Raw genomic sequence first — 24148 nt, 5'->3', positions numbered from 1 at the left:
TGGTTCATGCGCGCGCCTCCAGCGCCAGGGCCACGTGGGCCCGGTCAGAAAACACATGCTTGGTGCCGGCGATGTCCTGCGTGGCTTCGTGGCCCTTGCCAGCCACCAAAATCACGTCCTGGCTCTGTGCACCCAGCACCGCCTGGCGAATCGCCTGAGCGCGGTCCACGTCCACGCCCACCCCTTTGGCGTCCACCATGCCAAGCAAGATCTGGGACAGGATGGTTTCGGGTTTTTCGCTGCGCGGGTTGTCACTGGTGACCACCACACGGTCGGCCTGCTGCACGGCAATGGCGCCCATCAGGGGGCGCTTGGAGGCATCACGGTCACCACCGCAACCAAACACACACCAGAGCTGTCCGCCACGCTCCTGCGCAATCGGGCGCAGTGCCAGCAGGGCCTGAGCCAGCGCATCTGGTGTGTGCGCGTAGTCCACCGCCACCAGGGGCGCTTGCACCCCACCCAGACACTCCATGCGCCCGGGCACAGGCTGCAGCGCAGCGCAGGCCTGGACCGCCGCATCCAACGCCACACCCAGGCAGCGCATGGCCGCGATCACGCCCAACAAATTCGACACGTTGTACAGGCCTACGGCCTGGGACTGCAGCGTGTGCACCGCAGTGCCCTCCACCACGTCAAACACCATGCCCTGGGCGTTGTGGCGCACGTTGCGGGCCTGCAGGCGTGCAGGCTGCTGTACCGAGGTCGACCACACATCCAAAGCACTATCGGCCAGCTCATCCGCCAACACCAGCCCCTGTGGGTCATCGATGTTGAGCACGGCATGGGCCAGGCCTGGCCAGCCAAACAGCTTGCGCTTGGCCAGCCAGTAGGTCTGCATGCTGCCGTGGTAGTCCAGGTGGTCCTGGGTGAAATTGGTGAGCACGGCCACACGCACGGCCATGCCCTGCAGGCGATGCTCCTCAATGCCAATCGACGAAGCTTCGATGGCGCAGGCACGCAGCCCATCGTCGACAAACTGGCACAGGGTTTTCTGCAGCAGCACAGGGTCGGGCGTCGTTAAGCCGGTGGACTCCACGTGTGGCGGGCGGCCCACACCCAGGGTGCCAATCACGCCGCAGGGCAGCGCTTGCCCGGACGGCAGCGCAGACAAGGCTTGGGCCAACCACCAGGCAGTGCTGGTCTTGCCATTGGTGCCCGTGATCGCCACCATGGCGAGAGACTGCGAAGGCTCGCCATAAAACGCCGAGGCGATGGCGCCGGTGTCGGCCTTCAGGCCTGCATAACTGCCCACGGCATCGGTCGGCAGGTCAAACGCATCAGCACCGTCTTGTTCGACCAAGCACGCCAACGCGCCTTGGGCCAGTGCCTGCGGCACAAAGCGGCGCGCATCTACTGCGGCGCCAGGCCAGGCAATGAAGGCATCGCCCGCGGTCACGGCGCGGCTGTCTGAGGCCAAGGCGGTGCAACCCTGGCTGCGCAACCACTGCACCACGTCAAGAGGCGTGCTGAGCATCTGCATCAGAAGCTTTCCTCCACGGTGTCGGCCTGGATTTGCGGGCGCACGGCCATGTCGGGCTGCACGCCCAGCATGCGCAGGGTCTGCTGCACGGTTTCGCTGAACACGGGGGCCGCTACATCGCCGCCGAAGTACTTGCCATTGCTGGGCTCATCCAACATCACGCCCACAATCACACGCGGCTGGTCAATGGGCGCCATGCCCACAAACCAGCTGCGGTACTTGCGGTTGCCATCGGTGCCGTATCCCTTGCCCACTTGCTTGTAGGCGGTTCCGGACTTGCCACCCACCGAGTAGCCAATGGTTTGCGCCTTGGGGCCGGTACCGCCAGGGCCAGCGGCCATTTGCAGCATGTGGCGGATCTTGGCCGCGGTCTGCTCCGAGAACACGGGCACGCCCACCGCAGGCTCGCTGGTCTTGAGCAGGGTGGCCGGAATGATGTTGCCGCCGTGCGAAAACACGGTGTAGGAGCGCACCATCTGGAACAGCGAGGCCGACATGCCATAGCCATACGAGATGGTGGCCTGTTCAATGGGGCGCCACGATTTGTAGGGACGCAGGCGGCCCGACACCGCACCCGGAAATTCAATCTGCGGTTTTTGGCCAAAGCCCGCTTGCGAGAAGGTTTGCCACATCTCGCTGGCGGGCATCTGCATGGCGATCTTGGTGGTGCCCACGTTGCTGGACACCTGGATCACCTGCTCCACCGTCAGCGCGCCATGCGGGTGCGAATCATGGATGGTGGCACCGGTGATGGTGACCGAGCCAGGGGCAGTGTCGATGATGGTCGTGGGCTTGACCCGACCAGTTTCCAGCGCCAGGCCCACGGTGAAGGGTTTCATCACCGAACCGGGTTCAAAGGTGTCGGTCAGCGCGCGGTTGCGCAGCTGCGCACCGGTCAGGTTCTGGCGCTTGTCGGGGGTGTAGCTGGGGTAGTTGGCCAAGGCCAGCACTTCCCCCGTGATCGCGTCCAGCACCACCACGCTACCGGCCTTGGCCTTGTTGCTCAGCACCGAGTCGCGCAGCTTCTGGTAGGCAAAAAACTGGATCTTGCTGTCGATACTGAGCTGCAAGTCACGTCCCGCCACGGGCTGCACCACCTCGCCCACGTCTTCCACGGCACGACCCAGACGGTCCTTGATCACATGGCGCATGCCGGGACGTCCCAGCAGCTCCTTGTTGAACATGAGCTCCACACCCTCCTGGCCGTTGTCTTCCACGTTGGTGAATCCAACGATGTGCGCAGCAGACTCACCCTCGGGGTACTGGCGTTTGTATTCCTTGCGCTGGTAAATGCCCTTGATATTGAGATCGCTGATTTTCTTGGCGATGTCCGCATCCACCTGCCGCTTGAGCCAGACGAAGGACTTGTCCTCGTCATCCAGCTTCTTGGACAAGTCAGCAGCCGGCATCTCCAGTAGCTTGGCGAGTTGGCCCAGTTGACCTTTTTCCAGCTCCACGTCTTCGGGGATAGCCCAGATGCTGGGTGCCGGCACGCTGGAGCCCAGGATCAGGCCATTGCGGTCCAGAATGCGGCCGCGGTTGGCGGGCAGGTCCAGGGTGCGCGCAAACCGCACTTCGCCCTGGCGTTGAAAAAAATCATTGGCCACCACCTGGATGTAGGCGGCGCGCGCCACCAGACCGGTGAAGCCCAGCGCAATCGCACCCACCACGAACTTGCTGCGCCACACCGGCGTGCGGCTGGCCAACAAGGGGCTGGAGGTGTACTGGATACCGCGGCGCGTCATTTGCTGCCCTGCGCTGCGGAGGCATTGGTGGCCACGCTGGCGGCGGCCTCAGGAGCGCTGTAGGTCACATAGCTGGTGATGGCGGGCGTCACCTGGCGCATCTGCAGCTTCTCGCGCGCCAGGCGCTCCACGCGGGCAGAGGTGGCCTGTTCGCGCTTCTCTACCTGCAGGCGGCCATACTCGGTTTCCAGGCGGCGCGCATCGGCACGGGATTTGTCCAGCTCGGTGAACACGCGGCGTGACTCGTACTGCACGCCCACCAAATACAGGGCGCTGGCCACCACGGCCAGTACCAGCACCAGGTTGATGCGCATCATGCCGCCATCCTTTGCGCCACGCGCAGGATGGCACTGCGCGAACGTGGGTTGCCCGCCACTTCAGCCGCGCTGGGCTTGATGCGGTCCAGCGCCTTGAGCTTCATGACCTTGGGCACGGCAAATGGTGCACGGCGGTCGTATTCCTCTTTGGAATGCTTGGCAATGAACTGCTTGACGATGCGGTCCTCCAGTGAATGGAAGCTGATCACCGCCAGGCGACCGCCCACCTCGAGCACGTCCAGGCTGGCGTCTAGCGCTTGTTGCAGCTCCTCAAGCTCGGCGTTGATGAAAATCCGAAGAGCCTGAAATGTGCGCGTTGCAGGGTTCTGGCCCTGCTCGCGGGTTTTGACCGTGTCAGCCACGAGTTGGGCCAGCTCGGAGGTGGTTGAAATTGGCCCCCGTTCCTGTCGGCGAGCAACAATCGCCTTTGCAATTGGCCCAGCAAACCGTTCTTCACCATATTCACGTATCACCTCCGCGATTTGATTGATCTCGGCTGTCGCCAGCCACTGGGCCACACTCTCGCCGCGCGTGGTGTCCATGCGCATATCCAGGGGACCTTCAAAGCGGAAGCTGAAGCCCCGCAGTGGGTTGTCGATTTGGGGAGAACTCACGCCCAGGTCCATCAGCACACCAGCTAGGCTGGCCGCGGGCAGCTCACCCATATGGGAGAAGCCTTCGTGGCGGATGGAGAAACGGGGGTCGGTGATGCTGGCGGATTGCGCCACAGCGTCAGGGTCGCGGTCAAAGGCAACCAAACGACCGGCTGGGCTCAGGCGGCTCAAAATGCTGCGCGAGTGGCCGCCTCGGCCAAAGGTGGCGTCCACATAGGTGCCGTCGGCCGCACCCGCGTAGGCCTGCCCGTCGTTGCTGAACAATGCGTCTACTGCTTCGTTCAACAAGACGGTGGTGTGGGTCCAAGGAGCTTCCACCGTCACACCTTAGAAAGAAAAGTCTTTGAAGACATCGGGCATCTCGCCCTGCATGGCCTTGGCCTCTTGGGCGTCGTAGGTGGCCTTGTCCCACAGCTCAAAGTGGTTGCCCATGCCTAGCAGCATGGTGTCTTTGGCAATACCGGCGGCTTCGCGCAGCTCGGGGGATACCAGCACACGCCCAGTGGCGTCCATTTCCACGTCCATGGCGTTACCAAGGAAGATGCGTTTCCACCATTGGGCCGACATCGGCAAAGCAGCAATGCGCTCGCGGAATTTCTCCCACTCGGGGCGGGGGAACACCATCAGGCAGCCGTGGGGGTGTTTGGTGATCGTGAGTTGGCCAGCCGCCGTCGCGCTCAAGACGTCACGATGCCGGGTCGGTACTGATAACCGCCCTTTCGCATCCAGACTGAGAGACGAGGCCCCTTGAAACACGCTAAAACACCCTTTTTCTACTGCGACAGCTTGGAATAGCAATTGCGCGGCACTTTTCACCACTAAATTGCACTTTTTTGCACTGTATCAGCAAAAGCCATGTTCGCAAGAGGGCTTGCGCGAATTTTTTCCAATGAAATCAAGGACTTAGAAACGATTTTGCAGGAGACAAGCGTCTGAAAATCGTTCTAAATTAAGCACTTAGCGCACCTTATGAAAGTGATGCTTGAAGCGCCAAGCCCGATACCGTTCGTCCGGGACGGGTTACAGGATGTAACGCGAAAGGTCCTCATTCTGGCTGAGCTCTCCCAGGCGGGCATCCACATAGGCCGCGTCCACCACCACGGTTTGCCCCGCCAAGGCCACTGCGCCAAAGCTTACTTCATCTAATAGGCGCTCCATGACCGTGGACAAGCGCCTGGCACCGATGTTTTCCGTGCGCTCGTTCACCTCAAAGGCAATCTGTGCCAAGCGCGTGATGCCCTCAGGCGTGAATGTCAGCGTCACCTGCTCGGTCGCCAGCAGCGCCTGGTATTGCTTCACCAGCGAGGCATGGGTTTGCGTGAGGATAGCTTCGAAGTCTTGCACCGACAAAGATTGCAGCTCTACGCGAATCGGGAAGCGCCCTTGCAGCTCCGGGATCAGGTCACTGGGTTTGCTCAGGTGGAATGCGCCAGAGGCGACGAACAGAATGTGGTCCGTCTTGACCATGCCGTATTTGGTGGACACCGTGGTGCCCTCCACCAGCGGCAGCAAGTCCCGTTGCACGCCCTGGCGCGAGACTTCGGCGCCACTGCCTTCGCTGCGCGAGGTCACCTTGTCAATCTCGTCAATGAACACAATGCCGCTCTGCTCCAGCAGGTGCAAGGCCTGGCTCTTGATGTCGTCCTCGTTGACGAGCTTGGCAGCTTCCTCGTCTACCAGCAGCTTGTGCGCTTCGCTGATCTTGAGTTTGCGGGTCTGGCGCTTGTTCTGGCCCATTTGGCCAAACATGCCACGCAGCTGCTCGGTCATTTCTTCCATGCCTGCCGGCCCCATCACTTCCAACTGCGGCGTGGGAGCGGCTACATCGATTTCAACTTCACGGTCCACCAACTGGCCTTCGCGCAACTTCTTGCGGAAGGTCTGGCGTGCCGTGCTCTCGGGGGCATCGCCAGCCGCAGCAAAGCCAAACTCCGCGCGTGGCGGCGGAACCAGAATATCCAGAATGCGCTCTTCCGCCGCGTCTTCGGCGCGGGCTCGCACCTTGGCCTTCTCGGCCTCGCGGGTTTGTTTGACAGCGATATCAGCCAGGTCGCGAATGATGGAATCCACATCCTTGCCCACATAGCCCACCTCGGTGAACTTGGTGGCCTCCACCTTGATGAAGGGGGCGTCCGCCAAGCGTGCCAGACGGCGGGCAATCTCGGTCTTCCCCACGCCCGTCGGGCCAATCATCAGGATGTTTTTGGGCGTAATTTCGCTGCGCAGCGCAACGCCCACCATTTGCCGGCGCCAGCGGTTGCGCAGAGCGATGGCTACGGCGCGCTTCGCTTGGGCCTGCCCAACGATGTGTTTGTCGAGTTCGGCAACGATGTCTTGGGGCGAGAGGGATTGCATGGTCTCAGAGCGTTTCGATGGTGTGGTGCATGTTCGTGTAAATGCACAGTTCGCCCGCAATTTCCAGGGAGCGTTTCACGATGTCTGCAGCTGGCAGTTCGGTGTGATTGAGCAGCGCAATGGCCGCGGCCTGCGCGTAGGCGCCACCCGAACCGATGGTCACAATGCCGTTCTCGGGCTCCAGCACATCGCCATTGCCGGTGATGATGAGGGAGGCGTCCTTGTCGGCAACTGCCAGCATGGCTTCCAGCCGACGCAACACGCGGTCGGTGCGCCAATCCTTGGTCAGCTCAATGGCGGCGCGCACCAAGTGCCCCTGGTGTTTGTCCAGCTTGGCCTCAAAGCGCTCAAAGAGGGTGAAGGCATCGGCGGTGGCGCCAGCAAAACCGGCCAGCACCTTGCCATGGTGCAGCTTGCGCACCTTGCGGGCCGAGCCCTTGACGACGATGTTGCCCAGGGTGACTTGCCCATCGCCACCGATAGCGACCTGGTCGCCCTGCGGGGTTTTGCGGCGAACGCTGATGATGGTGGTGCCGTGAAATTGTTCCATGCTGTCTGACATGCGGGGGTTGGCGCCGAATTCAAGCCGCAGCACCTGCCGCGGCATCTACTCAGATGGCGCGGGGGATGACACGGGCATGCTCGTTGATGCCAATGACGTTGAAAAATGCAGCAACCAAGCGGTGCACATCCTGAAACTGCACCAGGCAGCCCTCGGATTCGCGCATGGCCACCCAGTTGAGAATACTGCCAGCTGCCGAAAAATCCACCCGAATCAGGTGTCGGCAAGACACCGCGATGCGGCCGCCTTCCTCACGGGCTGCATCCAGCCCCGCCAGCGTCTGGGTGGCATCGCCCAGCACATCACCGCGCAACTCCAAACCGGTGGTCTGGGGATTGTCCAGCCCCATGGGCACAGTGGCGGCATTCTCAAAACCACGTCCGCCGTCGCGGGCGCCATCCGCACCAGCGGCAGCACCGCTGTGCACCAATTCGAAGGTACACCGGGCTGGCTCCCAAGCGGGCGGCGAGACTTCATAGGTAACGCAGTAGTCCAGCGCAACCAGCTCAAATTCGTCAAGCATTTCCATGGCACGCAGAGCATTCAGGCGCACGCCCCACCAGGAGGAATCCACACCGCGGTCCCCCGATGGCGTGATGCTACGCAAGGCCTGGACCAGACTGTCGGCGCCGCTGAAACACAGTGACACCGGTTCATCGCACAGGCTGGCAAACAAGCCGCCCAACAAAGGCATCGCCTGCGCATCAATGCGAGTGAGGTGGGACCAGCCAATCACCCAAGGCGGTGGCTGAAAGGACATGGCATCGCGCAGGTCTTCCATGGCTTGCACGGTGAGCTCAGAGGGGCTGTGCCAGATGGCATCCACATGGGTCTCACCGGGCGCAGAAGCCAAGGGTGCAGAAGAGGTGGTCCCTGCACTTTGTGCGGCGTTTGGCAACGACTCCCAGCTGGGAATGGCAGCACCCCACCACTGGGCAAACTCGACCACCGCCCAATCAAAACGCTCACGGTTGTTGGTTGCGCGGTACAGATCCAGCAGCGCAGCAGCCCACGACAAGGCGACGTCCGGCACCAGTGCACTACCGCGCAATGCCATCAACAGGCCACTTTCCGCACCACCGTCATCGCCATTGGCGAAGCGGATAGCGGCCTCCTCCAGCTCAGGGTCGGTGGCCATGTCATCTACCTCGATCGCAAACAGCTTGGAGGTGGAAAACGACAGGTCAGAGTTTTCATCGCCCGTCAAACCCTGGCCCACCGGAGGCATGGGCATGGGGGTACGCGTACGCGGCACCGCATGCAAGGGCACGTGGGACGACATGGGGGGCGGCATCATGCCCACACCCATTTCGGTGGGGGCATATTCCGAGAGCTGGCCGCTGGGAGGGCTGGAGCCCAGATCAGAGGATTCGGTGGCGTCAAAATGGGACGACAGGGTGGCAGGCACCGTAGGCGCAGAAGCCCCTGGGTGCTGGGGCATGGGCAGCGACAGGTCTGCTGACGGGTCGTCATCCGACGCAGCCGCCACGCCATTGGCTTGGGCCGCGGCAGCATCCTGCTTACCCTTCCACCACTGCTTGGACATCTGGGCCTCAATCTCGTCGATTTTCTTCAACGTGACAGCGCGGCCATCCGGGTCGGTGGGAATGCTGGTCTGGAAAAACGAGGGGCGCGCCAACCCCGCAGCGGCGGAAGGATCGCGGTTGCGCAGTTTGCGCAGCTGGTCGAACTCGCGCTTGCGGACAAAGTCGTTTTGCCGCTTGCGCTCAATCATGGCCTTCAGGGCCTGTTTGTCATAACCACTTTCCTGCTCGGGCTCGGCGCGGTCCAGCTCTGACCAGTCTTTGGTCGGATTGCGGACAAACATCGCCACCTTGGACAACAAACCGGGTCGATCGTCTTTGGTCGCCATAGGGTAATGAAAGGGGCTGGTGCGGTGCAGGCGTGATCAGTCGCCAAACATTTTCTGCTTAAGCTCACGGCGCTGCTGCGCTTCCAGCGACAGCGTGGCCGTGGGACGCGCGAGCAAACGTCCGACACCGATAGGCTCACCGGTTTCGTCGCAGTAGCCGTAATCGCCTGCATCAATGCGCACGATGGACTGCTCGATTTTCTTCAGCAGCTTGCGCTCGCGGTCGCGGGTGCGCAGCTCCAGCGCGTGCTCTTCTTCAATAGTGGCGCGGTCTGCGGGATCGGGCACCACGGAGGTGTCTTCACGCAGATGCTCGGTGGTTTCACCGGCGCTGTTCAAGATGTCGCGCTTGAGGATGGAGAGCTTGAGGCGGAACGCAGCCAGTTGCACGTCGTTCATGTACTCGGAGTCGGGCATGGCCAGCAACTCGGCATCGGTCAACTCCGCGACGGGCTTGGACTTCCAGTTGTTGGCAAGCTTGGCGTCCTTCTTAGCAATGGACGGAATAACGGGGGCAATCACGGGGGAGGACATGGTAAGGGTGTAGGTGGCTTTGGCGGCTGTGGAGGCCACAGATTGCGCCATGGATGGCACGGTAAGTTGCGCCAACCGGGAGGAAGGGCGCCCTGATTTCGCAGGGACCACGGGCACTGGCGCCACCACCGCCACCGCAGCCGCTTTGGCGGGACTGGGTTTGCTGGCAGCAGGCGTCGGCGCCTTGGCGACGGACTTGGCCGCCGGTTTCTCGGCGGGCGCCTTGATTTTAACTGCTGGCTTGGGTGCGGCCTTGGGGGCCACCTTCGCAACAGGTTTGACAGCGGCTTTAGCCACTGTTTTCGCTGGGGCTTTGGCGACCGCTTTCACGGGGGCCTTGGCCACAGGCTTGCTGGCCTTGACCGCTTTGGCGGCAGGTTTGGCTGCTGGCTTGGCAATAGCTTTGGGCGCGGCCTTGGCTGCGGGTTTGGCCGCAACCTTGGCGGACACCTTCACCGCCGGCTTGGCTGCTGGCTTGGCAGGTGCTTTGGCACTGGGTTTTGCGCTGACCTTGGCTTTGGCGTCCTTAGCGTTGACGGCTTTGGCTTTGGTATCTTTCCCGGAATTCGCTTTCACTTCTTGTCTCCTGGCAGTACTCGCCTGCGCATGGTCCCTGGTGGCTGCAGCCCCTTTCGTCGTCTTTGCAGACGGTGAAACGGGGGTTTCTTCGGCGCGCGAGTGTACAGGTTTCCCCATCGGGAAACCCATCAGTTGCAAAAGCGAGACAATCATTTGGCTCCCAGCCGGTTATTGGTAGGTATCTAGAGGGCTGCCGCGGTCAGACCAAGGATTGCTCCATGCCCTGCAGGAAGATGTCCTTGGGCAGATCAATGCCTATGAAGACCATTTTGCTGCACTTTGTCTCGCCTTCGGCCCAGGCCGGCCCCAAATCGCTGCCCATGAGCTGGTGCACGCCCTGGAAGATGACCTTGCGTTCGGTGCCCTTCATATAGAGCACGCCCTTATAGCGCAGCATGCGCGGGCCGTAGATGTTGACGACGGCGCCCAGAAAGTCTTCCAGCTTGGCCGGATCAAACGGCCGATCGGACTTGAAAACGAAGCTTTTCACGTCATCGTCGTGGTGATGGTGGTGACCATGGCCGTCATGGTCACCATGCGCGCGGTCATGTTGATGCGAGGGATGGTCGCAATGCTCGCCGTGGGCATGGTCATGCTCGTGGTGATCGTGGTCGTCTTCCTTGAGGAAGTCGGGGTCGATATCCAGCTTGGCGTTCAGGTTGAAGCCGCGCAGGTCAAACACCTCTTTCAGCGACACGTCGCCAAAGTGCACTGCCTTTTGGGGTGCGCGCGGGTTCATGTGCTTGATGCGGTGCATCAAGGCGTCCAGCTCGTCCTTGGACACCAGGTCGGACTTGCTGATGAAAATCTGGTCGGCAAAACCAATCTGGCGCCGCGCTTCCTGGCGGTCGTTGAGCTGCTGCACCGCATGCTTGGCGTCCACCAGGGTCAGGATGGAGTCCAGCAGGTAGGTTTCAGCGATCTCGTCGTCCATGAAGAAGGTCTGCGCCACGGGGCCGGGGTCGGCCACGCCAGTGGTTTCAATCACCACGCGCTCAAAGTCCAGCTCGCCCTTGCGCTTCTTCTCAGCCAGGTCTTTCAGCGTGGTGCGCAGGTCTTCGCGGATGGTGCAGCAGACGCAGCCGTTGCTCATCTGGATGATCTGCTCATTGGTGTCGCTGACCAGAATGTCGCTGTCGATGTTCTCCTCACCGAACTCGTTTTCGATGACGGCGATTTTTTGGCCATGAGCTTCGGCCAGCACGCGCTTCAAGAGCGTGGTTTTGCCGGCACCCAAAAAGCCGGTCAGGATGGTGGCGGGAATCAGGCTCATCGTTCAATCCAAAAAATGGTGCAGTGCAAAAAGAAGACAACTGCGAAGTGTAGTCAGCAATTCAAAGTTTGGCAGCACCTGCGCCTATATGGCACGCCGCATCACCACCAGCCCCTTGAGGTACTCCCCTTCCGGGAAGGCAATCGTCATGGGGTGGTCGGGTGCGCCACCCATGCGTTCGGTAATAAAACCGTCCACGCCCGCATCGGAACCCGCCCCTGCGATGATTTTGTGGAACAGGTCGGCGCTGATACCGCCCGAGCAGCTGTAGGTGAACAGCACGCCACCGGGCTCCAGCAGTTTGAAGGCCAGTCGATTGATGTCCTTGTAGGCCCGGGCCGCGCGCTCGGCATGCGCCACCGTGGGAGCAAACTTGGGCGGGTCCAGGATGATGGCATCAAAGGTGCGGCCTTCGGCTCCAAAGGCGCGCAGGCTTGCGTTCACGTCGGCGTCCATAAAGCTGGCGCGACCGGCGTCAAAGCCGTTCAGCGCCACATTGGCCGCAGCTTTTTCAATGGCCGGGCCGCTGGAATCGATGGAGGTGACATGCCCCGCGCCGCCCGACAGGGCCGCCACGGTGAAGCCCCCGGTGTAGCAGTAGCAGTTGAGCACGCGCTGGAAGCCCAGGCGGCGCGTGGCATCGGCAAAGCGCTTGCGGCTGTCGCGCTGGTCCAGGTAGAAGCCGGTCTTGTGACCGTCTGCGATGCTGAGCGCCAGCTTCCAGTCGTGCTCCTGCAGCACCAGGTCGGTCGCGCCTTCGCCACGCAGCCAGCCCGTCACCTCGGGCAAGCCCTCCAACCCACGGCTGCTGGCATCCGAACGCTCGTACAGCTTGGTCAAGCCCGTGGCGGCCAACAGCGCGTCGGCAATCACGCCTTTCCACTTCTCCACGCCGGCCGAGGTGAACTGGGCCACGAGTGTGTCGCCGTAGCGGTCCACGATCAGGCCGGGCAAGCCGTCCGATTCGCCATGGACCAGGCGCACACCGTCACTCTTGATATCAAATCGGGCTCTAGCCCCCACAGATGCTGCGCAAGTAGCTATGAAAAAGCTAGCATCTATGCGCTGTGTCTCGTCAAAACTCCAGACCCGCGCGCGGATTTTGGACTGCGGACTGAAGGCCGCCCAACCAAGGAACTGCCCCTGATCAGACTCCACGCGCACGGTCTCGCCGCTGTCACCACTGCCCTTCGCAATGGCGGACTCAAAAATCCAGGGATGGCGGCGCAACAGGGAGCGCTCTTTGCCGGCGCGTAGGCGAATCGTTTTCATGGGTCCGATTGTGCGACACGCGAGGATCGACACTTGTTTACAAGACTTACAGACTCCGCTCAGTCTTTTTTGGGAGTGCGCAGGCGCGCCCGAGGATGCGCCGCGTCGTAGGCCTTGGCCAGGTGCTGAAAATCCAGCCGCGTGTAGACCTGCGTGGTGGTGATGTTGGCGTGGCCCAGCAACTCCTGCACAGCGCGCAAATCGCCGCTGCTTTGCAGCACATGGCTGGCAAACGAGTGACGCAGCATGTGGGGGTGCACCGGGGTGTTCAGGCCCGCGAGCTGGCTGCGGCGCTTCAGGCGTTGCCAGACGCTTTGGGCAGTCAGCCGCGTGCCATTGCGCCCGGTGAACAGCGCGGCCGCGGCATCGGCCTGTGTGGCGGCCGTAGGCGCCCCGGTGGCGGTGCCCAGCGGGCCGCGCAGCTCCAGCCAGCGCGCCAGGGCCTCCAGCGCAGTCTTGCCCACCGGCACAGTGCGGCGTTTGCTGCCCTTGCCCAGCACATGGGCCTCGGCGGCTTGCAGGTCTATCCAGCCTTTGGCATCTTTGCCCGCCACCACGTCCAGCCCCACGAGTTCACCCACGCGCAGGCCACTGCCGTACAGCAACTCCACCATGGCCGCGTCGCGCGCTTCCAGCCAGGCGTTGTCGTCGCTTTCAAAGTCGGCAAACTGCACCGCGTCGTCCACGGCCAGTGCCTTGGGCAGAGGCTTGGGGGCTTTGGGGGAGCGTACGTCTTGCACGGGGTTGCTGGCCACCAGGCCTTGGCGGCCCAGCCAGGTGTAGAAACCGCGCCAGCCCGAGAGGATGAGCGCAATGCCACGGCCACTGCGGCCACCGCTGTGCATCTGTGCCACCCAGCGGCGGATATGGTTATTTTTAACGTCTACCAAGGCCACAGGCACCTTGGCGGCGTTGGCGCTGAGCTTGCCCAGATCCAGCGCGTACAGTTCCACCGTGCGCGCTGCGAGGCGTTTTTCTACGCGGACGTACTCCAGGTATTTTTCAACCAGCGAGGTGTCGTCCGTGTTCACGGCCAGTGGGGGTTAACGCAGGCGCGAAAGCGCCGCACTGGCCAGGTCGCCGATGCGGGCCAGGAAGTCGGTGCCCATGCCGCTGTTGAAGCGGTGCGCGTCGCCGGAGGCCAGCACCAGGATGCCGAACACGCTGCCACCGGCCTCGCCGCTGCGCAGAGGAATCAGCGCCAGCGAGCTGACGTGGGCCGTATCGTCCAGCCAGCCCACGGCTTCAAAGCCGGTGTTCAGGCCACAGAAGGGCTCGGTCAGCGAGGCGGCGAACACCTTGGCGTCGTCGCTCACGCCCTGGGCAAAGGGCAGGCCGGCATACGCGGTGGCCACATCCCAGAGGCGCAGGCCCACCTGGGGCACGGCGAACTGGTCCTGGATCTCTTGCACGATTTGGGCGGGCAGAGCCTGCAGGTCGTTGGTCAGAAACAGCGTGCGCGCCCAGCGCAGGATCTTGTCGGACAGCATCACGTTCTCATTGCCGTTGCGGATCATTTCCATGATGCGCTGCTCCAGCAGCTTGATCTTCTCGCGCAGCATCTCGGCCTGGCGCTCCTGCAGGCTCACTGCGCGGTGGCTGTGCGGACTGGTGAACTGCACCGTGGCCAGCAGCTCGGCGTGGCGCTGGAAGAAGTCGGGCGTGTTGGCCAGGTAATTGGCGATGTCGTCTTCGGTGATGGGGTGGGCCAAGGCGTGGTTCACGGGTGTGGTCATGGTGCGATCAGTTGGTTATTCGGGAAGGTCAATTTCGCCGTGAAACACGGTGGTGGCGGGGCCGGTCATGAACACCGAGGCGTCGCCACCAGCCCATTCAATGGTGAGCACGCCGCCCCGGGTTTGCACTTCCACGCTGGCGTCCAGCAGGCCCAGGCGAATGCCGGAAACCACGGCTGCGCAGGCGCCGGTGCCGCAGGCCAGGGTCTCGCCCACGCCGCGCTCAAACACGCGCAGCCGCACGTGGCTGCGGTCCACGACCTGCAAGAAACCCACGTTCACGCCCTGCGGGAAGCGCGGGCTGGCCTGCACAGCGGGGCCCAGGTTAGCAACTGGGGCCGTGTCCACGTTGTCCACCAACGTCACCGCATGGGGGTTGCCCATGGACACAGCCGCTATCAAAAGAGGAGCTACTGGCGCAATACCGACGGGGGCTAGAGGCCAATTTCCCCATGAACCCATGGGCTGCAGCGTGAGGCCGCTGCCATCAAACGGAATGTCGGCCAGCGCAAACACCGGCGCGCCCATGTCCACGGTGACGCGGCCATCGGCATTCAGACGCGGCTCAATCACGCCCATCATGGTCTGCACACGCAGGTGATCCTTGGTCGTCAGACCGCGGTCGTGCACAAAACGGGCAAAGCAGCGCGCGCCGTTGCCGCACTGCTCCACCTCGTTGCCATCGGCGTTGTGGATCACGTATTCGAAGTCGATGCCCTCGGCGGGCGAGGGGCGCACGGTCAGGATCTGGTCGGCGCCCACGCCAAAGTGGCGGTCGCCCAGAAAGCGGTAGTGCGCAGGCGTGAGGCCCAGGCGGCCGCGCGTTTCGTCGAGAACGACAAAGTCGTTGCCCGCGCCCTGCATTTTGGTGAACGGAATTCGCATGGCCGAATTATCCGCGTTTGGCCGCACAATCCTGCGCATGGTTAGACCCACCCACATCCTGCCTGCGGATACTTCACCCGCAGCCGCCTCGCTGATCGACGCCTGGCAAACCGACCGCCCCACCCCGCTGCTGCGCAATGTGCTGCGCCTGACCGCCCCCAACCCGGGTGTGATGACCGGGCCCGGCACCAACAGCTACCTGGTGGGCGAGCCCGCCACCGGCTTCACGGTGATCGACCCCGGACCGGCCGACGCCGACCATGTGCAGCGCCTGTGGCAGGCCGCCGCGTTTGAAGACGGCAGCGGTGGCAACATCCTACGCATCGTCTGCACCCACTCGCACCCCGACCATTCGCCGGGTGCGGCACCGCTGCAGGCCCTGTGCCAGGGCGGCCCGCCCATTCTGGGGCTCCCGTCTGCCCCCACGGCGCGCGCAGCCAGCGACTTCACGCCAGACCGTCCGCTATTAAATCAGGAGCTGCTCGCGCATATGCTGCCTGGGCTGGACGTGCAAAGCGCTCTGAAACCCGTGCACACGCTGCAAGTGATTTACACGCCCGGCCACGCAGCCAACCACGTCTGCCTGCTGCTGGAAGAAGACGGCCTGCTGTTCAGCGGTGACCACATCCTCAACGGCAGCACCACGGTGATCGACCCACCCGACGGCAATATGCGCGACTACCTGGATTCGCTGGACGCGCTGACTGCGGCCTGCACCGAGCTGGGGGTGCAGTACATCCTGCCGGCGCATGGCCATGTGATGGACGGCGCACTCGACGCCATCGCCAAGCTCAAGGCCCACCGCCTGGCGCGCGAGGCCAAGATTGCCGCCGTGATGCGCGCCAACCCCCATGGCGGCCTGGACGACTGGTTGCCCCTGGCCTATGACGATGTGGATGCGCGCATCTGGCCCGTGGCCAAGCGCTCGCTGCTGGCACACGTGGAACGTATTTACGCCTTGGACAACCCAGGCGGCCCCCAAAACCAAGAAGGCCAGCCATGAGCACCGCGGACTCCAAACCCCCACGCCCCACGCTCAAAAAGCCCATCAAACCACCGCGTGCAGTGGTGGCACCAGCGCCCATTGCACCCAGGCCCAGCCCGGCCGCTGCGGCGCCCATGCCTGCACCTTCCACCAAAAAGCCACGTTTTCGCAAGCCACGCAAAGAACCCGTGGCGGAGGCACCCGCTGCGTCAGTCGCTGGCGAACGCCTGTCCAAGCGCGTGATGGCGCTCAAAGACTGCTCGCGCAAGGAAGCAGAACAGTACATCGCCGGTGGCTGGGTGCGTGTGAACGGTGTGGTGGTGGAAGAGCCCGCGCACCGCGTGGACAAAGAGGCCGTCACGCTGGACGCCGATGCCACCCTGCTGAGCCTCAGCGACGTGACCCTGCTGCTGAACAAGCCCGCGGGCTACTCCGATGGCACAGAGGAACTGGAGCCCGTACGCGGGCGCAAGGCCGCACCCGACGCACGCAGTCTGCTGACCGCGCAAACCCATTGGGAACACGACCCCACGGACACGCCGATACTCAAGCGCCACTTCAGCAATCTGGAAGCCGACATCGAACTCGAAAACGGCGCCACCGGTCTGGTGGTGTTCACGCAGGACTGGCGCACCACGCGCAAGCTCACCGAAGACATGGGCACCATGGAGCACGAGTTTCTGGTGGAAGTGAAGGGCGAGGTGGCACCCGAAGCGCTAAAGCCCATCGGCTACGCGCTCAAAGACGAACGCAACGACCTGCCATCGGTGAAAGTGAGTGTGAGCAGCAGCACGCCGGAAATGAGCCGCCTGCGCTTCGCCATCAAGGGTTCGCACCCCGGCCTGGTGGCCTACCTGTGTGCAGAAGCGAAGCTGGAAATTCTGGCCATGCGCCGCATCCGCCTGGGACGGGTCACCATTGCCGACCTGCCCGTGGGCCAGTGGCGTTTTCTGGCGGGCTACGAGAAGTTTTAGAGTTCAGGAAGAAATGTAGTTCTGCAGCTGGGTGATGGTGAGCTCGCGGTCCTTGATGATGTTGTCCATCAGGTCGCGGATCGAAATCATGCCCAGCACCTTGCTGCCCTCCACCACCGGCAAGTGGCGGATCTTCTTCTGGCTCATGAGGGCCATGCAGTCGTCAGTCGAAGTTCTGGGAGTGACCGTCAGCACCTGGGCGGTCATGATCTCACTGACCTTGGTGTCTTTGGATGAGCGCCCCGCCAAGGCGATTTTGCGGGTGTAGTCGCGTTCGGAAAACACGCCGACCAGCTTGTCGCCCTCCATCACCATGAGGGCCCCCACATTGCAATCGGCCAGCATTTCGAGGGCGTTGTACACGCTGTCCTCGGGGCTCAGGCTCCAGATGGAGCCACCGTGCTTTTCCAACAGTTCAAGAATCGGTCGCATGGTCCCATCTCCCAATGACTGTGAAGACCCAACCATACAACAAAAAAAGTGTGAAGCCCACCGATAAGCCGGATTCTGTGCATGGGGGTTTCCCCCCATGTGACCACCATTACTCTGGGCCGCCGGTCACCCAAACGGCTCGATGCTACCTACCCGCCAACTCCGGGGGCCCCGTCAACGTTGGCCTACTTGGTATTGCTGCGCGTAGAGATTGCCCGTTTCACCCGCACTAAAGCGGCTCGTCTCTGTTGCTCTAATCCTCACCTTAGGGCCATGCACTTGCGTACACAGCTTGTCAGTGGACAGTCGTTAACTGCTACGCTGCCCTATGCAGTCCGGACGTTCCTCCAGTGCCTGGTTTCCCAGATTGCACCAGCGGTGGTCTGGCGGGCTTCACCGCCCCATTATCGGTCCTGCGGGGGCAGGCATATCGATATGCCCAAACTGTCGTTCGCCGGTCATGCATTTGGCAGAGAATGATTGCGTTCTTTTCCCACTCCGGAGACCCCTCATGGCTTTCGACAACGTCCTGCAAACCATTGGCAATACGCCCCATATCCGCATCAACAAGCTGTTTGGCAGCACGCACCAGGTGTTCGTGAAGAGTGAACGCAGCAACCCGGGCGGTTCGATCAAGGACCGCATTGCGCTGGCCATGGTGGAAGACGCCGAGAAGCGTGGGGTACTGAAACCCGGCGCCACCATCATTGAGCCCACATCGGGCAACACCGGCGTGGGCCTGGCCCTGGTGGCCGCGGTCAAAGGCTACAAGCTGATTCTGGTCATGCCCGACAGCATGTCCATCGAACGCCGCCGCCTGATGCTGGCCTACGGCGCTACGTTTGACCTGACCCCGCGCGAGAAAGGCATGAAAGGCGCCATTGCCCGCGCCCAGGAACTGGCCGAGCAAACCCCGGGCGCGTGGATTCCGCAGCAGTTCGAGAACCCTGCCAACATCGACGTGCACGTCCGCACTACCGCGCTGGAAATCGCCAATGACTTCCCCCAGGGCGTGGACGTCATCATCACCGGCGTGGGCACCGGCGGCCACCTGAGTGGTGTGGCCCAGGTGCTCAAAGCCAAATGGCCCAAGCTGAAGGTGTTCGCGGTGGAGCCCACCGCATCCCCCGTAATCAGTGGCGGTGCGCCCTCGCCCCACCCCATCCAGGGCATTGGCGCGGGCTTTATTCCCAAGAACCTGAAAACCGAGCTGCTGGACGGCGTGATCCAGGTGGACGCCGAACCGGCCCGCGAATACGCACGCCGCAGCGCACGCGAAGAAGGCCTGCTGGTGGGCATCTCCAGCGGCGCCACGCTGGCCGCCATCGCACAGAAACTGCCCGAGATTCCTGCCGGGGCCACGGTGCTGGGCTTCAACTACGACACCGGCGAGCGTTATTTGTCGGTGGATGGATTCCTGCCCACCTGAGCCTGCCGCCATCTGGCCTCGAACTAACGCGCCCCAAAGCGGGCAGCCGAGCGGGCTTTGGCCCGCACCGCCTCCACCTCGCGATTGCGCGGCTCTGCAGTGGTGACCAGCGAGGCGATCAGCGTGCGTGCCACTTCGGCCACCTGGGCCACAGCCAAATCAAACGCTTCGCTGTTGGCCTGCGAGGGCACATTGAAACCGCTGAGCTTGCGCACAAACTGCAGCGACGCGTCGCGGATTTCCAGCTCGGTGGCGGGCGGCTCGAAGTTGAACAGGGTTTTGATGTTGCGGCACATGGCGGAGGCTCCGGTGGCGGGTACGGCGGCATCTTACGTCTGCGCTGGCTCAGCCCACGTGGGGCTTAGCGCAGCAGAAAGTTGCCCTGCTCCGCCACCTGAACCCGTGCGCTGCCATCCGTCTCGTCCTTGAGCTCCACGCCCGAGATCTGGCGCTGGCGCGCCTGGGTCAGCAGGTAATGCAGCTTGAAGGCCGCATCCTCATACGCCAGCCCCGCAGGGCGCACGTTGGAGATGCAGTTGCGGCTGGCGTCGGTCAGCCCCAGGCGCGGCATCCAGGTCAGGTACAGGCCCATGCTGTCCGGCGAACTCAGGCCCGGGCGCTCGCCAATCAGCACCACCACCGCTTTGGCGCCCAGCGCCTGCCCGATCTCATCGCCAATGGCCACGCGGGACTGCTGGGCCATGCACAGGGGCGCCACACGCCAGCCCTCCTGACCCATGCGGCGGTACAACGCCCGCAGGAACGGGGCGGCATTTTGCTCCACCGCTAGAGCCGACAGGCCATCGGCCACGACAAAGGCCACGTCGTACGGTCGGTCCGACAACGTGGCATCGGCCGATGCCGGCAGGTACAGCTGCGACAACACCTCCAGTGACGCTGCATCCAACCGCCGCCCCAGGTCGGGGCGCTGCAGGTAGTGATTGCGGTCGATGGCGGCGCTGTGCAGCAGCACACAGGGCGGCGGCGCATCGGGCCAGGCCGCGGCCAGCGCGTCGGCCAGACGGGGCACATCCAGACTGCGGTGCACGGCGTCACGCGCCCGGGCGTGCGCCAGCTGAAAGGCCAGGTGTGCGGTTGTAGGCAGGCTCACGCCCGAGCGCCCCAGCGCAATGCGCGCATCGGTGAACTGGCGCAGCACCGACCAGGGGTTGGCGGTGACGGGGGACAGGGGTTCGCTCATGGGCTCAGGCCAGTTGCAGCAGGGCTTTGTGGAACGCCGGGGGCAGCGTGGGGTGCAGGGCAAAGGCCGGGCCCGCCTCGCTGAAGATTTGCATGCGCTGCAGCCAGGCCTCGAACTCGGGCGCGGGGCGCAGGCCCAGCACCCGGCGGGCGTACAACGCGTCGTGGAAGGAGGTGGTCTGGTAGTTCAGCATGATGTCGTCCGAGCCCGGAATGCCCATCACAAAGTTGCAGCCCGCGGCGCCCAGCAGGGTAAGCAACACGTCCATGTCGTTCTGGTCCGCCTCGGCGTGGTTGGTGTAGCAGACGTCGCAGCCCATGGGCAGGCCCAGCAGCTTGGCGCAGAAGTGGTCTTCCAACCCGGCGCGGATGATCTGCTTGCCGTCAAACAGGTACTCGGGGCCGATGAAGCCCACCACGGTGTTGACCAGCAACGGCTTGTAGTGGCGCGCCACTGCATAGGCGCGGGCCTCGCAGGTTTGCTGGTCCATGCCGTGGTGCGCGTTGGCCGACAAGGCGCTGCCCTGCCCGGTCTCGAAATACATCACGTTGTCTCCCACGGTGCCGCGCTGCAGCGACAACGCAGCACTGCGGGCCTCGGCCAGCAGCGCCAAGTTCAGGCCAAAGCTGCTGTTGGTGGCTTCGGTGCCGCCGATGGACTGGAACACCAGATCCACCGGCGCGCCGCGTTCGATGGCCTGCATGGAGTTGGTCACATGCGTCAGCACGCAAGACTGGGTGGGAATATCGTACTGGCTGATGATGTCGTTCATCATGTGCACCAGCTTGACCACCTGGGCCACGTTATCAGTGGCGGGGTTGATGCCAATCACCGCATCGCCACTGCCGTACAGCAGACCGTCCAGCAGGCTGGCGGCAATGCCGGTGGTGTCGTCGGTGGGGTGATTGGGTTGTAGCCGGGTGGCCATGCGCCCGGCCAGGCCCAGGGTATTGCGGAATGCGGTGACCACGCGGCATTTTTTGGCAACCAGGATCAGATCCTGGTTGCGCATCAGCTTGCTGACCGCGGCCGCCATCTCGGGCGTGATGCCGGGTGCCAGCGCGGACAGTGTGGCGCTGTCGACCGCGTCGCTGAGCAACCAGTTGCGAAAGTCGCCTACCGTCAGGTGGTTCACCGGGGCAAATGCCGCTGCGTCGTGGCTGTCCAGGATGAGGCGCGTGACCTCGTCCGACTCATACGGCACCAGCGCCTCATTCAAAAAGGTGCGCAGCGGCACTTCCGCCAATGCCATTTGCGCCACCGCGCGTTCCTCGGCACTGTGCGCCGCCACGCCCGCCAGCAGATCGCCCGACCGCAGCGGTGTGGCCTTGGCCATCAGGTCTTTGAGATCGCGAAAGCCGTAGGTGCGGGGACCCAGGGTGTAGGAGTAGGAATGGCTTGGCACAGGAATCACCAAGCAATCAACGTGCCTGCACGCACCGCGGCGCTCGCGCCTTTAAAATCGCGGCCTTGCTTGATAACCACGAGCCCAGCCATGATTCGCCTCACAGAACTCAAACTCCCCCTGTCCGCCTTGCCCGTGGAGGCCCGCCGTGCCGCGGACGCCCCCACCGAGACGGAAGCCGACCGCGCGCCCGTGGCGCACCCGATTGACGCACTGAAACACCTGTGCGCCCAGGCGCTGGGCATTGATGTAATTGCCATTGCCGACCTGCACGTTTTCAAACGCAGCTTTGATGCGCGCAAGGCGGACCTGCTGGCGGTCTACATCGTCGACATCACGCTGGCCGATGCGGCGCTGGAAGCCCCGCTGCTGGCCCGGTTCCCGAACCACCCGCACATCAGCGCCACGCCCGACATGGCCTACCGCTTTGTCGCGCAGGCGCCCACCAACCTGCCAGAGCGCCCCGTGGTGGTGGGTTTTGGGCCCTGCGGCATGTTTGCGGCGCTGGTGCTGGCGCAGATGGGGTTCAAACCCATCGTGCTGGAGCGGGGTAAACCGGTGCGTGAGCGCACCAAGGACACCTGGGGCCTGTGGCGCAAGAAGACGCTGAACCCCGAGAGCAATGTGCAGTTTGGCGAAGGTGGTGCCGGCACGTTTTCGGACGGCAAGCTCTACAGCCAGATCAAAGATCCGCGCTTCCTGGGCCGCAAGGTGATGCACGAGTTTGTGCAGCACGGCGCACCGGCCGAAATCCTGTACGAGGCGCATCCGCACATCGGCACCTTCAAGCTGGTGAAGGTGGTGGAAGGCATCCGCGAGCAGATCATTGCGCTGGGTGGCGAAATCCGCTTTGAACAGCGCGTGGTGGACGTGCTATTGAATCAGGAGCTATCCGCGCAGACTCTACGCGGGCTAGAGGTCGAAAACCTTCAAAATGGCAGCCACTACGAACTGCCCGCCCACCACGTGGTGATGGCACTGGGCCACAGCGCGCGCGACACCTTTGCCATGCTCTACGAGCGCGGCGTGGCCATGCACGCCAAATCGTTCTCGGTGGGCTTTCGCATCGAGCATCCGCAGGGCGTGATCGACCGCGCGCGCTGGGGCCGCCATGCGGGCCACCCGCTGCTGGGCGCGGCCGACTACAAGCTGGTGCACCACGCAGCGAACGGGCGTGCGGTCTACAGCTTCTGCATGTGCCCGGGTGGCACCGTGGTGGCCGCCACCAGCGAACCGGGCCGCGTGGTCACCAACGGCATGAGCCAGTATTCGCGCAACGAGCGCAATGCCAACGCCGGCATGGTGGTGGGCATAGACCCGCCCGACTACCCGATTGATGCGACCAACTTTGTGCACGCCTTTGGCGAAGAGAAAGGCCAGCGCTACGCGGCGGAGGCGGCGGCGATGAAGGCCCAGAACCCCAAGGCCGCGCATCCCATGTCCGGCATCGCGTTCCAGCGCCAGCTGGAAAGCGGCGCCTACACCCTGGGCGGCAGCACCTACGAGGCGCCGGGCCAGTTGGTGGGTGACTTCATCGCCGCCAAGCCGTCGACGGAATTTGGCAGCGTCACACCGTCGTACAAACCCGGCGTGAAGCTGGGCGACCTGGCCCCCAGCCTGCCCGACTATGCCATTGCCGCACTGCGCGAGGCGCTGCCCGCATTTGGCAAGAAGATCAAAGGCTTTGACATGGCCGACGCCGTGCTGACCGGTGTGGAAACCCGCACCTCCAGTCCCATCAAGATGCCACGCGGGGACGACCTGCAAAGCACCAATGTGCGCGGCCTGTACCCAGCGGGCGAAGGCGCCAGCTACGCGGGCGGCATTTTGTCGGCGGGGGTGGATGGCATCAAGGTGGCGGAGGCCCTGGCGCTGGCCATGTGCCAACCGGCCTAGCCGCCGCTCAAAATCTCCAACACCGGCAAGCCTTTGGCGGCCTTCATTTCCCGCAGGGAGATGCTGGATCGGATGCTCAACACGCCGGGCAATTGGCGCAAGACACGCTCCACGAACCGGCTGTAGTCGTCCAGGTCCTTGGCGACGACCTTCAGCAGAAAATCGGCTTCGCCGGTGATGTTGTGGCAATCCACCACGTTGGGGCAAGCCCGTACCTGGCGCTCAAAATTCGCAGTGATCTCTTCGCCGTGCTGCGTGCAGACGATCTGGACAAAGGCCATCACGCCGATGCCCAGCTTGCGACGATTCAGGATGGCTTGGTAGCCCTCTATCACTCCGGCCTCCTCCAGCCGCTTTTGCCTGCGCCAGCACGAGGCCTCACTCAAGGAAAACGCCTCGGCCAGCTTTGCATTGGGCAGTCGACCGTCCTGCTGAAGCTTGGCCAACATGGCGAGATCAATTTTGTCCAAACCATCCATTGTGAAAGACTCCTTCATCCAAGCGCTCCGCAGCGGAACCGCGTATCAAAACCACCCACTTTTTACCTTAAAACAGAATAATATTTTCATTGGTAATTTCTATACTGATGGAATCATTC

At 63.1% G+C, this 24148-nt stretch carries 22 protein-coding genes, 1 other RNA gene and 1 pseudogene; 4 read left to right on the top strand and 20 right to left on the bottom strand.

The genetic code is table 11. From position 1 onward, the window contains the following. Positions 1–4: 4 nt before the first annotated feature. The 14 genes from AC1DZ5_RS15350 to dapF form a co-directional block, all read right to left on the bottom strand. Positions 5–1483 carry a UDP-N-acetylmuramoyl-L-alanyl-D-glutamate--2,6-diaminopimelate ligase gene (locus AC1DZ5_RS15350; protein WP_477890543.1) on the bottom strand — a complete coding sequence of 493 codons (1479 nt, stop codon included), beginning with the start codon at positions 1481–1483 and terminating at the stop codon, positions 5–7. Continuing rightward, positions 1483–3228: a peptidoglycan D,D-transpeptidase FtsI family protein gene (locus tag AC1DZ5_RS15345; RefSeq protein WP_477890540.1), complete on the bottom strand. Its 1746-nt coding sequence runs from the start codon at positions 3226–3228 to the stop codon at positions 1483–1485. Before AC1DZ5_RS15345 ends, AC1DZ5_RS15350 begins: the two co-directional genes overlap by 1 nt. After that, the gene (ftsL, locus tag AC1DZ5_RS15340; protein ID WP_477890538.1) at positions 3225–3545 is read right to left on the bottom strand and encodes a cell division protein FtsL; all 321 of its coding nucleotides are present in this window, start codon (positions 3543–3545) and stop codon (positions 3225–3227) included. The genes AC1DZ5_RS15345 and ftsL overlap by 4 nt, the downstream gene beginning before the upstream one ends. Continuing rightward, on the bottom strand, positions 3542–4477 hold the full coding sequence (gene rsmH, locus AC1DZ5_RS15335) for a 16S rRNA (cytosine(1402)-N(4))-methyltransferase RsmH (protein ID WP_477890536.1): 936 nt from the start codon (positions 4475–4477) through the stop codon (positions 3542–3544). Before rsmH ends, ftsL begins: the two co-directional genes overlap by 4 nt. Positions 4478–4486: 9 nt before the next feature. Beyond that, positions 4487–4915, bottom strand: coding sequence for a division/cell wall cluster transcriptional repressor MraZ (gene mraZ / locus AC1DZ5_RS15330; RefSeq protein WP_094482051.1), 429 nt, complete (start codon positions 4913–4915; stop codon positions 4487–4489). A 264-nt stretch (positions 4916–5179) separates the two neighbouring features. Continuing rightward, positions 5180–6514, bottom strand: coding sequence for an ATP-dependent protease ATPase subunit HslU (hslU, locus tag AC1DZ5_RS15325; RefSeq protein ID WP_477890533.1), 1335 nt, complete (start codon positions 6512–6514; stop codon positions 5180–5182). Positions 6515–6518: 4 nt separating this feature from the next. After that, complete coding sequence (gene hslV / locus AC1DZ5_RS15320; protein WP_477890531.1) at positions 6519–7064, bottom strand: ATP-dependent protease subunit HslV; 546 nt, start codon at positions 7062–7064, stop codon at positions 6519–6521. Between the two features lie 61 nt (positions 7065–7125). After that, positions 7126–8949, bottom strand: coding sequence for an STAS domain-containing protein (locus tag AC1DZ5_RS15315; protein WP_477890529.1), 1824 nt, complete (start codon positions 8947–8949; stop codon positions 7126–7128). 36 nt (positions 8950–8985) lie between these two features. Continuing rightward, positions 8986–10059 carry an RNA polymerase-binding protein DksA gene (gene dksA / locus AC1DZ5_RS15310; protein WP_477890527.1) on the bottom strand — a complete coding sequence of 358 codons (1074 nt, stop codon included), beginning with the start codon at positions 10057–10059 and terminating at the stop codon, positions 8986–8988. Positions 10060–10261: 202 nt separating this feature from the next. Then, on the bottom strand, positions 10262–11335 hold the full coding sequence (locus AC1DZ5_RS15305) for a CobW family GTP-binding protein (RefSeq protein WP_477890525.1): 1074 nt from the start codon (positions 11333–11335) through the stop codon (positions 10262–10264). A gap of 84 nt (positions 11336–11419) precedes the next feature. Beyond that, positions 11420–12607, bottom strand: coding sequence for a class I SAM-dependent rRNA methyltransferase (locus AC1DZ5_RS15300; RefSeq protein WP_477890522.1), 1188 nt, complete (start codon positions 12605–12607; stop codon positions 11420–11422). A 59-nt stretch (positions 12608–12666) separates the two neighbouring features. Further along, complete coding sequence (locus tag AC1DZ5_RS15295; protein ID WP_477890520.1) at positions 12667–13638, bottom strand: tyrosine recombinase XerC; 972 nt, start codon at positions 13636–13638, stop codon at positions 12667–12669. Positions 13639–13650: 12 nt separating this feature from the next. Next, complete coding sequence (locus AC1DZ5_RS15290) at positions 13651–14343, bottom strand: DUF484 family protein (protein ID WP_477890518.1); 693 nt, start codon at positions 14341–14343, stop codon at positions 13651–13653. Positions 14344–14358: 15 nt separating this feature from the next. Further along, positions 14359–15228 (bottom strand): diaminopimelate epimerase, encoded by an 870-nt coding sequence (gene dapF, locus AC1DZ5_RS15285; protein WP_477890515.1) that lies wholly within the window; start codon positions 15226–15228, stop codon positions 14359–14361. Between the two features lie 103 nt (positions 15229–15331). Between dapF and AC1DZ5_RS15280 the strand changes: the two are divergent. Both AC1DZ5_RS15280 and AC1DZ5_RS15275 read left to right on the top strand, forming a co-directional pair. Continuing rightward, positions 15332–16231: pseudogene (locus AC1DZ5_RS15280) on the top strand (MBL fold metallo-hydrolase); the annotation flags it as partial. After that, positions 16228–17187 carry an RNA pseudouridine synthase gene (locus tag AC1DZ5_RS15275; protein ID WP_477890513.1) on the top strand — a complete coding sequence of 320 codons (960 nt, stop codon included), beginning with the start codon at positions 16228–16230 and terminating at the stop codon, positions 17185–17187. The pseudogene AC1DZ5_RS15280 and the gene AC1DZ5_RS15275, both read left to right, overlap by 4 nt. Positions 17188–17190: 3 nt before the next feature. Here AC1DZ5_RS15275 and AC1DZ5_RS15270 read toward each other — a convergent pair whose 3' ends face one another. Both AC1DZ5_RS15270 and rnpB read right to left on the bottom strand, forming a co-directional pair. Further along, positions 17191–17619, bottom strand: coding sequence for a CBS domain-containing protein (locus AC1DZ5_RS15270; RefSeq protein ID WP_477890511.1), 429 nt, complete (start codon positions 17617–17619; stop codon positions 17191–17193). A 48-nt stretch (positions 17620–17667) separates the two neighbouring features. Continuing rightward, an RNA gene (gene rnpB, locus AC1DZ5_RS15265) (RNase P RNA component class A) lies at positions 17668–18014 on the bottom strand. A 116-nt stretch (positions 18015–18130) separates the two neighbouring features. Here rnpB and cysK point away from each other — a divergent pair. After that, positions 18131–19048 carry a cysteine synthase A gene (cysK, locus tag AC1DZ5_RS15260; protein WP_477890509.1) on the top strand — a complete coding sequence of 306 codons (918 nt, stop codon included), beginning with the start codon at positions 18131–18133 and terminating at the stop codon, positions 19046–19048. A gap of 23 nt (positions 19049–19071) precedes the next feature. On the opposite strand, the gene AC1DZ5_RS15255 is transcribed toward cysK, so the two are convergent. From AC1DZ5_RS15255 to AC1DZ5_RS15245, 3 genes are all read right to left on the bottom strand, one after another. Beyond that, positions 19072–19344 (bottom strand): DUF2277 domain-containing protein, encoded by a 273-nt coding sequence (locus AC1DZ5_RS15255; protein WP_477890507.1) that lies wholly within the window; start codon positions 19342–19344, stop codon positions 19072–19074. 65 nt (positions 19345–19409) lie between these two features. Then, a complete protein-coding gene (gene eutC / locus AC1DZ5_RS15250) occupies positions 19410–20249 on the bottom strand; it encodes an ethanolamine ammonia-lyase subunit EutC (RefSeq protein ID WP_477890505.1) in 840 nt (279 codons plus the stop codon). A 4-nt stretch (positions 20250–20253) separates the two neighbouring features. Next, the gene (locus tag AC1DZ5_RS15245) at positions 20254–21654 is read right to left on the bottom strand and encodes an ethanolamine ammonia-lyase subunit EutB (protein WP_477890503.1); all 1401 of its coding nucleotides are present in this window, start codon (positions 21652–21654) and stop codon (positions 20254–20256) included. Positions 21655–21744: 90 nt separating this feature from the next. Here AC1DZ5_RS15245 and AC1DZ5_RS15240 point away from each other — a divergent pair, with 90 nt between their 5' ends. Beyond that, positions 21745–23550: an NAD(P)/FAD-dependent oxidoreductase gene (locus AC1DZ5_RS15240; RefSeq protein ID WP_477890501.1), complete on the top strand. Its 1806-nt coding sequence runs from the start codon at positions 21745–21747 to the stop codon at positions 23548–23550. Here the strand turns inward: AC1DZ5_RS15240 and AC1DZ5_RS15235 are convergent. After that, positions 23547–24029, bottom strand: a complete 483-nt coding sequence (locus tag AC1DZ5_RS15235; protein ID WP_477890499.1) for an Lrp/AsnC family transcriptional regulator — start codon at positions 24027–24029, stop codon at positions 23547–23549. The genes AC1DZ5_RS15240 and AC1DZ5_RS15235 overlap by 4 nt on opposite strands. Positions 24030–24148: the final 119 nt, after the last annotated feature.

It is taken from the genome of Rhodoferax sp. P1_F3, assembly GCF_056405715.1.
This window is presented reverse-complemented; position numbering and strand designations above follow the sequence as displayed.